Source organism: Streptomyces sp. NPDC030021 (assembly GCF_055574035.1).
The window spans coordinates 69044-82511 of the sequence record NZ_JBVIAH010000022.1 but is presented as its reverse complement, the minus strand read 5'-3'; the positions used below and the strand labels follow the sequence as shown (position 1 = coordinate 82511).

The 13468-nt window shown below is 71.7% G+C and carries 10 protein-coding genes; 8 read left to right on the top strand and 2 right to left on the bottom strand.

The genetic code is table 11. The features are described 5' to 3' along the window. Positions 1–139: 139 nt before the first annotated feature. From ACZ4YL_RS33435 to ACZ4YL_RS33400, 8 genes are all read left to right on the top strand, one after another. Positions 140–628: a flavin reductase family protein gene (locus tag ACZ4YL_RS33435; protein ID WP_468121557.1), complete on the top strand. Its 489-nt coding sequence runs from the start codon at positions 140–142 to the stop codon at positions 626–628. 45 nt (positions 629–673) lie between these two features. Continuing rightward, positions 674–1639 carry an LLM class F420-dependent oxidoreductase gene (locus ACZ4YL_RS33430; protein ID WP_468121556.1) on the top strand — a complete coding sequence of 322 codons (966 nt, stop codon included), beginning with the start codon at positions 674–676 and terminating at the stop codon, positions 1637–1639. 71 nt (positions 1640–1710) lie between these two features. Further along, positions 1711–2397: an HAD family hydrolase gene (locus ACZ4YL_RS33425; protein WP_468121555.1), complete on the top strand. Its 687-nt coding sequence runs from the start codon at positions 1711–1713 to the stop codon at positions 2395–2397. A 395-nt stretch (positions 2398–2792) separates the two neighbouring features. Continuing rightward, on the top strand, positions 2793–3335 hold the full coding sequence (locus tag ACZ4YL_RS33420) for a hypothetical protein (protein WP_468121554.1): 543 nt from the start codon (positions 2793–2795) through the stop codon (positions 3333–3335). A gap of 1 nt (position 3336) precedes the next feature. After that, complete coding sequence (locus tag ACZ4YL_RS33415) at positions 3337–3876, top strand: hypothetical protein (RefSeq protein ID WP_468121553.1); 540 nt, start codon at positions 3337–3339, stop codon at positions 3874–3876. A 315-nt stretch (positions 3877–4191) separates the two neighbouring features. Continuing rightward, positions 4192–6231, top strand: a complete 2040-nt coding sequence (locus ACZ4YL_RS33410) for a protein kinase domain-containing protein (RefSeq protein ID WP_468121552.1) — start codon at positions 4192–4194, stop codon at positions 6229–6231. A 181-nt stretch (positions 6232–6412) separates the two neighbouring features. Then, positions 6413–10144 carry a S8 family peptidase gene (locus ACZ4YL_RS33405; protein ID WP_468121551.1) on the top strand — a complete coding sequence of 1244 codons (3732 nt, stop codon included), beginning with the start codon at positions 6413–6415 and terminating at the stop codon, positions 10142–10144. Positions 10145–10287: 143 nt separating this feature from the next. Next, on the top strand, positions 10288–11280 hold the full coding sequence (locus ACZ4YL_RS33400; RefSeq protein ID WP_468121550.1) for a helix-turn-helix domain-containing protein: 993 nt from the start codon (positions 10288–10290) through the stop codon (positions 11278–11280). Between the two features lie 21 nt (positions 11281–11301). Here the strand turns inward: ACZ4YL_RS33400 and ACZ4YL_RS33395 are convergent, their stop codons facing one another. After that, the gene (locus ACZ4YL_RS33395) at positions 11302–11550 is read right to left on the bottom strand and encodes a hypothetical protein (RefSeq protein WP_468121549.1); all 249 of its coding nucleotides are present in this window, start codon (positions 11548–11550) and stop codon (positions 11302–11304) included. Then, positions 11547–13460, bottom strand: coding sequence for a peroxidase family protein (locus ACZ4YL_RS33390; RefSeq protein WP_468121548.1), 1914 nt, complete (start codon positions 13458–13460; stop codon positions 11547–11549). The genes ACZ4YL_RS33395 and ACZ4YL_RS33390 overlap by 4 nt, the downstream gene beginning before the upstream one ends. Between the last annotated feature and the right edge of the window lie 8 nt (positions 13461–13468).

Below are 13468 nucleotides of genomic sequence, written 5' to 3'. Positions count from 1 at the left end.
CGCCTCCCCCCCCCCCCCCCCCCCCCCCCCCCCCCCCCCCCCCCCCCCCACCCCCCCCGCCCCCCCCCAGCGCCGGGGGGTTGCGGATCACCGCCCGGGGTAGCCGCCACTGGACCACATCGGAACACGAGGAGGCGCCGTGACGGAGCTGGACCCCTTCACCGACGTGCTCGACGGCCCGGTGTACGTGGTCACGGCCGCGACCGGCGGCGAGCGGGACGGCTGCCTGGTGGGTTTCGCCTCGCAGTGCTCCATCGACCCGCCGAGGTTCACCGTCTGGCTGTCGATCGCCAACCGCACCTACCGCATCGCGCGTGAGGCCGAGTGCCTCACCGTGCACCTGCTCCGCCGTGACGACCGGGAGCTGGCGGATCTCTTCGGAGGGGAGACGGGCGACCGGGTGGACAAGTTCGCGCGGGTCGCCTGGCGGCCCGGAGAAGCAGGCAGTCCGGTCCTCGAACAGCTGCCCGTCTGGTTCACCGGCCGGATCGAAGGGCGTATCGAGGGCGGCGACCATGTGGGCTTTCTCCTGGCTCCCGTAGCGGTGTGCCCGCCGATCGAGGGCCCGCTGCCCCCGCTGCTCCGGTACCGGGAGCTGCGCGACCTCGATCCCGGCCACCCGGCCTGAGGGCGGGGCACGTTTCAACCGGGCCGAAGTGGTAAGCCGCCCGGTATGGCGCGAATCGGGTACACGATGATGACCGAGCAGGCCGGCCCGCGGGAACTGGTCGACCACGTGGTGGCGGCGGAGCGGACTGGGTTCGACTTCTCCGTCATCTCCGACCACTCCTCCCCCTGGCTGGAGGCCCAAGGGCACGCGCCCTACGCGTGGAGCGTCCTGGGAGCCGCCGCGCAGGCCACCTCCCGGATCCCGCTCATGACGTACGTGACCTGCCCGACGTTCCGGTACCACCCTGCCGTGATCGCCCAGAAGGCGGCCACGATGCAGCTCCTGTCCCAGGGGCGCTTCCGGCTGGGGCTGGGCTCGGGAGAGAACCTCAACGAGCACATCGTCGGCGCGGGCTGGCCCGCAGCCCACGTCCGCCTGGACATGCTCGAGGAAGCCGTGGGGATCATCCGCTCTCTGTTCGCCGGCGGGTACGTCAGCCACCACGGCAGCCACTTCGACGTCGACAACGCCAGGCTGTGGGACCTCCCCGACGATCCGCCCCCGATCGGGATCGCCGTCTCCGGAGACCGCTCCTGCGAGATCGCGGGCCGCTGCTGCGACCTGCTCATCGCCACCGAGCCGAAGCAGGAGCTGCTGACCGCGTTCGGCGCGTACGGAGGCGCCGGCAAACCGCGCGTGGCCCAGCTCCCCGTCTCCTACGGTCCCGACCGCGACGCGGCGGTGGCCCGGGCGCACGAGCAGTTCCGCTGGGCGCTCGGCGGCTGGAAGGTCAACGCGGAACTCCCCGGCCCCGCGGGCTTCGCCCAGGCCTCGGAGCACACCAGACCCGAGGACGTCGCGGATGCCATCCCCTGCGGCGACGACGTGGACGCCTTCGTCGATGCGGTACGCCCTTACGCCGACGCAGGATTCACCGAGGTCGCCCTGATCCAGATCGGAGGCGACCAGCAGGAGCCCTTCCTGGACTGGTCCGGGACAAAGCTGCTGCCGGCCCTGAGGGAACTGTGACAACGGTCTTCTCCGTGAACGAGACCGGGATCAGGCACCAGCTCGGTCGCTGAGCCCTGCGGGAGGCGGACATGAACCGCGCCGCGTTGTTCGATGTCGACGGCACCCTCGCCGATACCAATCACCTCCATGTGGTCTGCTGGTGGGAGGCCTTGCGGCAGGCGGGCCACGACGTGGCGATGCACGACATCCACCGCGCCATCGGGCTGCCCGGCGAGGACCTCCTTGCGTATGTGCTGGGCGAGGGTCGGGATACGAGCGAGGACGACACGCTCAGCGCCGCGCACAGCACCCTCTACGGCACGTACTTCGACCGGCTGCCCCCGTTGGACGCGGCGGCGGATCTGCTGCGCGAGCTGGACCGCCGGGACTGGCGGGTCGTACTCGTGACCTCCGCGAAGGACACCGAGCTCGACGCGCTCAGACGGGCCCTCGGCGCCGACGACGCCATCACCGCGACGGCGAGCTCCGAGGACGTGAGCGAGGGCAAGCCCGCGCCGGAACCGGTGCACCACGCCCTCGGCCTCGCCGACGCCGCCGCCCGTGACTCCGTGTTCGTCGGCGACACCGTGTGGGACATGGAAGCGGGCTCCCGGGCCCACGTCGCGTGCGTGGGGGTCCTCTGCGGCGGTATTCCGCGGCGTGACCTCGAAGAGGCCGGGGCGCGCGCCGTCTACCAGCACCCCGCCGACCTGCTGGCACACATCGACACCAGTCCGTTCGCGGACAGGCGCAGTCCGCCGGACCACACCGCTTGAGCGATGACCTGCTGGGTAGGCGCAGCGTACGACAACGATCCGTACCACGAGGTGAGCCACACATGGATCGATCCACCGAACCGGAACCCGAGGGCCCCGGGCCCACTCCGGAAGGCCCGGATCCGGTCCCCCGCGACCCGCACCCCGCCGGTCCCGAAGACAAGCCGCCCCCGGCCGAGCCGGCCCCGGAGCAGCCTTCCACCACCGAACGGCCGACGGTGCCGGAACCTCCCGACTGAGCACGTACGAGCTGACCGAGGAGATGAAACCGGGACCCGTCACCCTTCGTGGCGGCGCTCGACGTCTTCGAGGGAGGGCCCGGGTAGGGATTGTCCCCAGGGACCGGGGTAGCCGCGTGAGTGCCGCCCAGTGAGGCTCCAGGTTGGAGGCCAACCATGTCAACCGGCACGCTCATAGCCATCGTCGCCATCGCCGCGGTCGTCGTGATCGCGCTCGCGGTGGGCTTGTGGATGGCGGCCCGCCGCCGTCGTCTCCAGAACAAGTTCGGCCCCGAATACAACCGCACGGTCGAGGCGGAGGGCGGCCGCATGGCCGCCGAACGCGAGCTGCGAGCCCGCGAGGAACGCCACGACAAGCTTGAGATCAAGGAGCTCCCTGCCGAACGGCGAGACCAGTACGCCGTTGAATGGAGCAGCGTTCAGGAACATTTCGTGGACCGGCCGGAAGGCTCCGTGGAGGAGGCTGACGAACTGGTCTCGCGCCTGATGCGCGAGCGAGGCTACCCCACGGACGACTACCGCGGTCGGCTGCGTGATCTCTCGGTCGAACACGGCCGGACCCTGGAGCACTACCGGGCTGCCCACGACGTCAAGGTGCGCAGCACTGATCAGAAGACGACCACCGAGGAACTCCGAGGGGCGATGGTGCACTACCGCGCCCTGTTCGACGACCTGCTGAGTGACCAAAGGAGCCGGTGACATGCGGAACCACGCGACCAGTGACGAGCGAGCCGGCGACGCCGGCATCACGACGGAGGACATAGCCCATCCGGCGCCGGCTGCGGGCGACGGTACGGACACCGGCACGAAGACCGAATCCGGCGAAGCGGCCGCCGGCGGCCGGACGCCACCCGTGTACCCGGGGGAGGCCACCAGGGACGCGGCCGCCGGGGAGGGCGGGACCCGCGAAGGCGGGGACGAACTCCCGGCGGATCGCGAAGCGGGGACCGGCCCGGCACAGGCGGGCGCCGACGAACCGCTGCTGGGCGCCGAGGACACCGCGGAATACCACAAGCGATGGAGCGAGATACAGGGCCGGTTCGTCGACGACCCGCAGGACGCGGTCAGGTCGGCGGACGCCCTCGTCGCGGAAGTGATGCAGAGCCTCGCCCGTACCTTCTCCGCCCACAAGCAGGGGTTGGAGGAGCAGTGGGGCCAGGGCGAGCAGGTAGCGACCGAAGAACTGCGGCTGGCGCTGCAGCATTACCGATCGTTCTTCAACCGCCTCCTGAACACCTGACCCGACAGATCGACCGATCGTCTCCTCCCGGGGCATGGAGATGTACGCCCACATGCACAGCGCCATCCAGTTCGTACTGGGCGGAGCCCGCTCCGGCATCAAAGTCATCCGCTGGGCAGGGTCACACACCATCGCCTGCCCCGGGTTCCTTCGCCCCGCCGGCCCGCCCGGCCCCGCCCAGCCCGGCCCGCCGGCCAGGGGACAGGTTGTCAGAGGCACCCTTGTCGGGTCTCCGCAAGGGCCTCGCTTGACTGGTGGTCGGCACGACAGATAGGGAGAGGCTGTTCATCGCGCAAGGTGTGAAACGGGGGACGTATGAAGCCGCTCGAAACGGGTGATCCCACCTCGCTCGGCGAGGGCCGCTACCGGCTGGTGGGACGGCTCGGCCAGGGGGGCATGGGCGTGGTCTACCTGGGCCGCTCCCGGTCCGGCCGTGCGGTCGCCGTCAAGGTCGTACGTCCCGAGCTGAGCACCGAGCCCGGGTTCAGGCGCAGGTTCGCCGACGAGGTCGCGGCCGCGCGGCGGGTCGGCGGCTTCCACACCGCGCCGGTGGTCGACGCCGACCCGGACGGGGAGCCGGCCTGGCTGGTGACGGCCTTCGTGCCCGGTCCCACCCTGCAAGCGGTACTGGCGCGCGTCGGATCGCTGCCCCTGGACACGCTCACCGTGCTGGCCGCCGGCCTGGCCGAGGCACTTGAGGCGATCCACCGAGCGGGGGTCATCCACCGCGATCTCAAGCCCGCGAACATCATCGTCGCGGAGGACGGGCCGCGTGTCATCGATTTCGGCATCGCGCGCGCCCTGGACGGAACGTCCCTGACACAGACCGGCCTGCAGGTCGGCACGCCGGGATTCCTGGCACCCGAGCAGCTCACCGGCGGTGGCGTGCTCACCCCCGCGGTCGACATGTTCGCTCTGGGGGTGGTGCTCACGCAGGCGGCGGGCGGCGCCCCCTTCGGCGACGGCCCGTCCGCGGCCAGGCACTACAAGGTGGTCTACGAGGAGCCGGACCTGACCGCGGTGCCCGGCGAACTCCGCGCAGCCATCGGCGCCTGCCTGTCCAAGGACCCGGCGGCACGGCCCACCCCGGCCGCCTTCCTCGGTACCCTCACCGTCCGCCACCCGGACGGTGGCTCCTGGCTGCCGGAGGCGGCGACGCAGCTGCTCCCGCCCCCGGAACCGGCGGTGCGTCCCACCACGCCGGACAGCCCGTCGGACACCGCGCAGGAACTCCCGGTCCCGGACACCGCCCCGCCCGCCGTCGCGGAGCCCCGTACGGGACAGTCGCGCACCGTGACGGGGCCCGCGGCGCGGCTCTCCCCCACCCCCGCGCAGGTGCCGCAGGCGGTTTCGGGGAAGCCCCGGCGTCGCCGCGCGGTGGTGGCGGCGTTGCTCGTGACGTCACTCGCAGCCGTCGGCCTGTTCGTGTGGCAGCCCTGGAAGGACTCGGCCAAGGACAGTTCCAAGCCCCGCGCCGCCACGCCCACCGGATCCGCCCCCGCCCCCGCCCCTGCCCCTGCCCCGTTCCCGGCCGATCCCCTGCTGATCCGGCAGGACACCGCCCCGGGCTGGCCCGGGACGTGCAACGGCGTCATCGCCCGCCGGGACGCCGCCACGGAGAAGCCCGTGCAGCTCATCGCCGGGGGCGCAGGCGCATGCGACACCCTGCCCCAGTGGTCCCCCGACCGCAGGTCGTTCGCGTTCACCCGCAGCACCTCCGAGGGCACGGCCGTCTGGACCGCCAACGCCGATGGTTCGAACGCGCGGCGGATCACCTCCGTCGCCGGCGGCAGGGTGTCCTGGTCTCCGGACGGCAGCCGGCTGGCCGTGCTGCGCACGAAGGACGGCGTACAGCAGCTGTTCGTGGTCGGCGTCGCCGACGGCGCGGCCCGCCAGCTCACCTCGGGCGGGGGCCGGGTCGAGGATCCCGCGTGGTCGCCGGACGGCAAGAGCATCGCGGTCTGCCTGCAGACGGGACCCGAGAACTGGCAGATCCACGTGGTCGACCCCGCCGACCCGAACCGGGCCCCACAACAGGTGACCCGGCTGCCCCATCCGGCAGTCGACCCGGTGTGGTCACCCGACGGCACCACCTTCGCGTACACGGCGGGGACATACGGCACGGGCACTCAGGGCGACATCCGCCTCGTGGACGCCGACGGCAGTGACGATCGCGAACTGGTCGCCACCGGCGCCCATGAGATGGACCCCGCCTGGTCCGCCGACGGCACCTGGGTGGCCTTCGTCCGCGGCCCGTACGAGAAGCCCGTGATCTGGGCCGTGCGCGCGGACAAGACCGGCGAGCGCCCGCTCACCTCCGGCGCCGCCAGCGAGGGGCATCCCGCCTGGCGCTGAATCGCGTCGGCGGCGGAGGACAGGGTGGCGACCGGGTGGCGACCGGGTGGCGGAGGCCGGCGGGAAGTGTCCGGATCGTGCCTGGATTCGCGCGGTTCACGACTGGCAAATGCTTGCCACGGCGGGGACTTGCCACCCTGTGGCCTTCACGCCGGCGCTGCTCGGTCGATAGACCCATGGCATGTCCTCCTCCTCTCAGTCCTCCGCCTTCCGGCGCAGGCGCCGGCAGCTGATCGCGGCCGCTGCCGCGGTGCCTCTGCTGGTGTCGGGGCTCGCGGTTCTGCAAGCCCCCGCACTGGCCGCTCCGAGCAAACCCCCCGCTCCCGCCAGGCCTTCGGCGACCCACAAGGTCACCCTGGTCACCGGCGACGTCGTCACGGTCACCACGATGGCCGACGGCAAGCAGACCGCCGAGGTCGACCGGCCGGACAGCGCCGTCGGCGGCGTGAAGATCCAGCAGATCAAGGGAGACCTGTTCGTCGTCCCGGACGAGGCCGTGCCGCTGCTGGGCACGGACAGGCTGGACCGGCGGCTGTTCAACGTCTCCGGCCTGATCGAGATGGGCTACGACGACGCGAAGTCGGCCTCGGTCCCGCTGATCGCGACGTACGCCCGGACGAGGTCCGGCGCTGCCGTCGAGCCGACGGCCCCCCGGGGCAGCCGGCTGACCCGCAACCTCAAGGACATCGGCGGTGCCGTCCTCAGCACGGAGAAGGGGCAGGCCCGTACCTTCTGGAGTTCCGTCGCGCCGCAGGGCAGTGCGACGTTGGGCGCCGGTGTGGCGAAGCTGTGGCTCGACGGCCGGGTGAAGGCCGACCTCAAGGAGAGCGTGCCGTTGATCGGCGCCCCCACGGCCTGGGCGGCGGGCTACACGGGCAAGGGCGTCAAGGTCGCGGTGCTCGACACCGGCATCGACGTCGACCACCCCGACTTCGCCGGCCTGATCGACGGTACCGCCAGCTTCGTACCCGGTGAGGGCGTCACCGACGTCAACGGGCACGGCACGCACGTGGCCGGCACGATCGTCGGGTCCGGCGCCGCCTCCGGAGGCGACAACAAGGGCGTCGCCCCCGGCGCCGACCTGTACGTCGGCAAGGTGCTCGGCGGCGCGGAGGGCTACGGCCAGGACTCCTGGATCATGGCCGGCATGCAGTGGGCCGCCGAGTCCGGTGCGGACGTCGTCAACATGAGTCTCGGCGACTCGTACCCGACGGACGGCAGCGACCCGATGTCGCAGACGGTCGACGCGCTCTCCGCGCAGTACGGCACGCTGTTCGTGATAGCCGCCGGCAACTCGGGACCGGAGAGCATCTCCGCCCCGGGCGCGGCCGCCTCGGCGCTGACCGTGGCCGCCACGGACAAGCAGGACCGGCTCGCGAGTTTCTCCAGCACCGGCCCGCTGACCCAGTCCGGCGGCATGAAGCCGGACATCGCGGCGCCCGGCGTGGACATCACCGCGGCCCGCTCGTCTCGGATGACCGGCGGCGGCGAAGGTGCCTACCGGACCATCAGCGGCACTTCGATGGCCACCCCGCACGTGGTCGGCGCGGCGGCGATCCTGGCCCAGCAGCACCCGGACTGGACCGGCGCGCAGCTCAAGGAACACCTGATGAGCACCGCGAAGGGCCTGGACGGCGGGTACTCGCCGTACGAGGTCGGTACCGGCCGTCTCGACGTGGCCGCTGCCGTGCACACCACGGTCCGCGGCACCGGATCGCTCTTCTTCGGCAACTACACCTGGCCGCACGAGCCGAGTGACGCCGCCGTCACGAAGGCCCTGACCTTCACCAACACCGGTGCCGGCGACGTCACGCTGAACCTGGCGCTGACCGGCGGCGGGCCGTTCACGCTGGGAGCCACCAAGGTGACCGTCCCGGCGGGCGGCACCGCCGCCGTCCCGGTGACCGGTGACTCGGGGGCCGCCCCGGCAGGCAGGCACGTCGGCTATGTGAGCGCCACGGACGCGGCCACCGGGCGGCCGGTGACCCGTACCTCCCTGGCGCTCCTCAAGGAGGAGGAGCGCTACGACCTGAACATCAAGCTGGTGGGGAGGGACGGCAAGCCGGCCGCCGGCTGGGTCGGAGTCAACCTCGCGGGCGACGTCTGGCCGTGGACGGTCTACGTCGACGGATCGACCACCATGCGCATGGCACCGGGCACGTACACCGTCGCGGGATACCTCGATGTGGCCGGCGAGAAGGCGGACCGCTCGGGGCTGGCCGTGCTCGTCGACCCGGAGACGGTGCTCAGGGGCGGCTCCGCCGAGGTGGTGCTGGACGCGAGCAGGGCACGCCTGCTGCAGACCGAGGCGCCGGAGCGTACCGAGGACCGTCAGCGCAAGGTCGACTTCAACGTCCGCTACAAGGGCCTCGACCCGTACCTGGACTACCGCAGCGCGTACGTGCTGCCGCCGGCGTACGACGACGTCTACATCGCGCCGACGGAGGCGATGAAGCAGGGCGAGTTCATGCTGATCACCCGTTGGCGCAAGGGTGAGCCGCTGCTCGGTCTGAGCGCGCCGGGCGGTCGGTTCCGGCTCGACGCGCTCGTGCAGGCGGGCAGCGCCCTGGGCACCGCCACGGACAGGCTGGACGTCGTCCACGCGGGCAACGGCGCGGCGGCCGCGTACGAGAAGGTCCAGGCCAGGGGCAGGGTGGCCGTCGTCGACCGCAGCGACGAGGTCGCGCCGCAGGAGCGCGCCGAGGCCGCCGCTGCGGCCGGCGCGAAGGCGCTGATCGTGGTCAACGACGGCGTCGGGGCTTTGATGGAGTACGTCGGAGAGTCGGCCATCCCGGTCGCCTCCGTGCACCGCGACGCGGGCAAGGCCCTTGTCTCGATGGCCAGGAGCGGCCACGGCAAACTGACCGTCAAGCAGACCGAGTACACGCCGTTCGTCTACGACCTGACCCGGGACTACCCCGGCCGGGTGCCGGACCGGGCCCTGGTCTACAAGCCGGGCAAGAGTGACCTCGCCCGGATCGACGCCCGCTACTACGCGGCGGCAGGCGGGCGGCAAGCGGAAGGCTACCGTTCCGACTTCACCCTCAGCCCGTCCTTCAACATGCCCGAGCGCGAGTGGCACCCGGGCACCCGCACCGAGTGGGTGACTCCGGGCCAGGTCTGGAGGGAGTTCCACACACAGGGCGTCGACGGAGCCCTGCCGTGGTCGATGGTGTCGGGCGACAACACCTACGCCAAGGGCGGCAACACCCGGCTCGACTGGTTCGCTCCGGCGACCCGGCCCGGCCAGAGCGAGTCCTTCGGCGTGTACAACTCCCGCTGGCAGAACCACATGACCTGGAACGTCCAGGCGTGGGCCTCCGCCAGCGACACCATGCGGCTGGGCGGCTACCTGCCGTGGGGTGAGACACCGTCCCACCTGCAGATGTTCCAGGGCAGCACGCTGATCCACGACAACCCGGTCAGCGGCGACATGCAATGGGTGGAGGTACCGGCGGGCAACCTGCCTTACCGCGCCGTCCTCGACGCGGAGCGGCCCGGTGACGTCTTCCGGCTGTCGACGCGCACCCACACCGAGTGGACCTTCATGTCCGACACCGTCGACTCGGACTCCTTCGAGTCGTTCTCGGTGCTGAACCTGGACTACGCGCTGGAGTCGGACCTGCACGGCGACCTCAAGGCCGGTACGAAGCAGCAGATCGCCCTCAAGCCGGTGTCCATGGACCGCGGCACCGTGCCCGGCACCGTGTCCACGGTGACGCTGGACGTCTCGCACGACGACGGCGCCACCTGGCAGAAGGTGACCCTGGCCAAGGGCGCCGGCGGCTCCTGGACGGGTTCGTTCACGACGGCCGAGCGGCCCGGCGGCTTCGTCTCTCTGCGCGCGAGCGCCGCGACGGACAGAGGCTTCGGCGTCAAGAACGAGATCATCCGGGCGTACGGCCTGCGATGAACCGCACCATGGGGTCCCGGGGAGGCGACTCCCCGGGACCCTTCCCCTCACCCCCACTCCCACTCCCAGCAGGGACTATTCAAGGTCTGCCGCCATGGCGCATACTCTCCCCGCTGCGGCAAGCGGAGGAGAGTCGATCGCCGATGCTGGATGTTCTGGGCCTCGATCCCGATGACGAGCACGTCTACCGGGCGCTGCTCGGACGGCCGAACTCCACCGCCACTCTGCTCGCGGACCTGCTCGTCCTGCCTCAGGCCCACGCCGACAAGGCGTTGTCCCGCCTCGTCGAGTGGGGACTGGCGACCCGGTCTGCGGACGAGCGGTTCACCGCGGCGCCGCCGGCCATGGCGCTCGGCGCGCTCATCAGCCAGCGCCGGGACGGGTTGCGGATGGCCGAGCATGCGCTGGTGGCCTTCGCCGAGGAACACCGGGCGGCGATGACCGGCGACAGCATCAGTGATCTGATCGAGGTCGTCACGGGTGTCGACGCCATCCGCCACCGCTTCCTCCAGGTGCAGCAGGCGGCCCGCACGCAGGTCCGAAGCTTCATCACCGCTCCGTTCGTCGCTCTGTCGCCCGACGAGAACACGGCAGAACCCGTCGCCATCGGCCGCGGTGTTCACTTCCGGGCGGTACTGGACCGGGCCGTGCTGGCGGAGCCGGGCATCATCGATGATGCGATCGAATCACTGCGCAGGGGCGTGCAGCTGCGTGTCGCCGACGAGCTGCCGATGAAACTCGTGCTGGCCGACGCCGACCTCGGCCTCGTCCCGCTCACGGTCACGCCGGACGGACAGCCCGGCGCCGTGCTGCTGCACCGCAGCGGCCTGCTGGACGCACTGGACGCGCTGTTCGAGACGGTGTGGCGGACCGCCCACCCGCTCGAACTCTCGGGCACCGGCGGGGAGGCCGAACCCACCGTCGAGCTCGGCGCGACGGGCCCGACCGACCTCGACCGGAGGATCCTCGCGCTCCTCCTGGCCGGCCTGACCGACCAGACGGCCGCGGCACAACTCGGCCTGTCACCACGGACGCTGCACCGACGCCTGCGCCACCTCACGGACATGGCCGGAGTCCGCACCCGGATGCAGCTCGGCGGTTACGCCGTCCGGCACGGCTGGGTGGGGCCACGCTGACACGGATGAGGGACGCTCCTGTCAGCGAGGGCGCTCGTACGCATCCAGGTGGGTCGCCGAGAGGGCCAGGCCGTCCGCCGCCGTCGTGCAGCGGGCGGCCAGGGTTTCGACGTGGCGGCGGAAGGCTTCCGCTTCCGGACCCTGCCAGGTGAGGGCCTCGGCCGAGGCGCGCAGGCGGTCCGCGTGGGCGCGCAGGGCATTGGAGTGGGCGCGCAGGCCGGCCGCGGGGGCGTGGCGGTGTTCGGACCGGGCGGCCGGGATCGTGGTCACAGGGACCTCCAGGGGGCGAAGGCGTTGGTGACCCCGGCCAGGGCCGGGGCGAGTTCGGGGTGGTGGCGCAGCAGTACGGTGACCATGGAGTTGCGGTCGACCCACTCCAGGCCCTGCTCCGTGTAGACCTCGGGCCGGTAGTCGGTGGTGAAGAAGCGGTCGCTCTTCAGCCGCCGGCTGGCCATCAGGATGAAGATCCGGAAGAGGGAGTCGCTGAAGCCGAACCCGGCGGGGCGGGGCTCCGCGAGGTTCCCGACCAGGGTGTCGACCCGGTCGAGCCTCCCGTCGTACAGGTCCCTGAGCAGCGAGGTGTCCCCCGGGTGCCCTCCGGTGAGCTCCTCGAAGGAGGCGACCGGGCGCTTGCGCAGCATCTGCCGGTAGGCGTTGTAGCGCGGGATGCCCCGCTCGCGGTCACGCAGGATGTCGACGGTCCCGAGGTCGATGCGCTCGCCGGAGAGCCGGGCGAGGTCGCGCAGCGCGTCGGGGTGGTTGTGCAGGACGAGGGCGCCGGGGTGCTCGGTGCCGAAGGTGTAGAACAGGTCGCTCATCCCGTACGCGTCGATGGCGCTGCGGGTGGTCGCGCCCTGCATGTCGTCGAAGCCGATGACCTCGCGGACGGACCCCCGGGTGTGGTCACGCACCGTGACCTCGTCGGGGATGAGCGGGTGCAGCCGGTAGGCGGAGACGAACTCCTCCGTCATCGAGTACGGCGCCGCATGGTGGTCGGCCGGCGAGCCGAGGATGCCGCTGAGCATCTCGCCGCTGCCGATCCGGCCGAACCGCCTGGAGACCCAACGGGGCAGCACGCCGTACCAGTTGGCGTCCATCGCGCGCTTCAGCACGGGGGTGTCGAGGACGCCCGGGGTCCACTCCACCGTGTGGATCTTCGCCATCAGGGCGGTGTTGACGAGCCGCGCCGTGTGGAAGAGCCGCTCGTCGTCCCAGGTGGGGTGGTGGGAGCGGATCCGGTCGCAGATCGCGTTGTGTTCCTTCGCGAAGAGCGTGTGGAGCAGCGAGAGGCCGGTCCAGTAGTCGCTGTTCATCCCGGTGGCGTCGAGGCAGGCCAGGTCGGGGCGGGGGTCGGAGGGCAGCCGGCCGTCCCGGACGATGAGGTGTCCGTGCTCGGCGGTGCGCAGGGACCGGCAGCGGGTTTCGTCCGAGCCGTAGATCTGCGAGCCGTCCCACCAGTGCGTAACGGTGTTCTCGTACGTCGGCGGCGCGTCCGCGGTGGTGTGGGCGACCGGGTCGGGGCGGGTGCGGTTCACCCGCATCGGGCAGGCGCCGCCCGCCCAGTCGTCGTCGGCGGCGAGCGGGACGGTGAAGGGCTCGGCCTCCTCGTTGTCCCCGTGGTTGGCCCAGCCGTGGTTCTGGAACTGGATCCACGCGGCGGCCAGCAGGTTGAGGGTGGGGGCGGGGGTGAAGCCTCCCGAGCGGGCGAGCAGTTGCCTGCTGATCTCGCGGGGGCTCGGCGTCATGAGGTCTTCGTCGGAGTCCGGGAAGACCATGTGCAGCGGGGCGTTGCGGTCGAGCCGGGTTCCGGCCCTGCCCATGTCGATGTCGTCCGGGTCGTAGCCGGAGCCGTCGTACGAGCGGTAGGGCGCGAGGACGCGCGTGGCCCGGCGGGGGCGTTCGCCGCCCGCGCCGTAGGTGTCGTACAGGTTCTTGCGGCGCAGGTCGTCGCGGAGCACCCGGAGGTTCAGCATGGCGACCGGGCCGGGGAGTTCCCACCAGTCGCGCGAACGGTTGATCCGGTCGAAGGCGGCCGAGCCGAGGCGCTCCAGGAGTCCGGGCGGGCCGTAGGGGGCGGGGGCGGGACGTTCGGCCTGCGCGGGCAGGGTCGCCGGGCGCGCGGCGGTCTCCGCCGTCTCGGCCCTGGCCGTCGTGTCGGTCGTATCGGTGGCGTCGGTCATCGTGCGGT

Coding starts and splice junctions, on each gene's coding strand:
- ACZ4YL_RS33430 (WP_468121556.1), top strand. CDS start 674: ATGGCGCGAATCGGGTACACGATGATGACCGAGCAGGCCGGCCCGCGG.
- ACZ4YL_RS33425 (WP_468121555.1), top strand. CDS start 1,711: ATGAACCGCGCCGCGTTGTTCGATGTCGACGGCACCCTCGCCGATACC.
- ACZ4YL_RS33420 (WP_468121554.1), top strand. CDS start 2,793: ATGTCAACCGGCACGCTCATAGCCATCGTCGCCATCGCCGCGGTCGTC.
- ACZ4YL_RS33415 (WP_468121553.1), top strand. CDS start 3,337: ATGCGGAACCACGCGACCAGTGACGAGCGAGCCGGCGACGCCGGCATC.
- ACZ4YL_RS33410 (WP_468121552.1), top strand. CDS start 4,192: ATGAAGCCGCTCGAAACGGGTGATCCCACCTCGCTCGGCGAGGGCCGC.
- ACZ4YL_RS33405 (WP_468121551.1), top strand. CDS start 6,413: ATGTCCTCCTCCTCTCAGTCCTCCGCCTTCCGGCGCAGGCGCCGGCAG.
- ACZ4YL_RS33400 (WP_468121550.1), top strand. CDS start 10,288: ATGCTGGATGTTCTGGGCCTCGATCCCGATGACGAGCACGTCTACCGG.
- ACZ4YL_RS33390 (WP_468121548.1), bottom strand. CDS start 13,460: ATGACCGACGCCACCGATACGACCGACACGACGGCCAGGGCCGAGACG.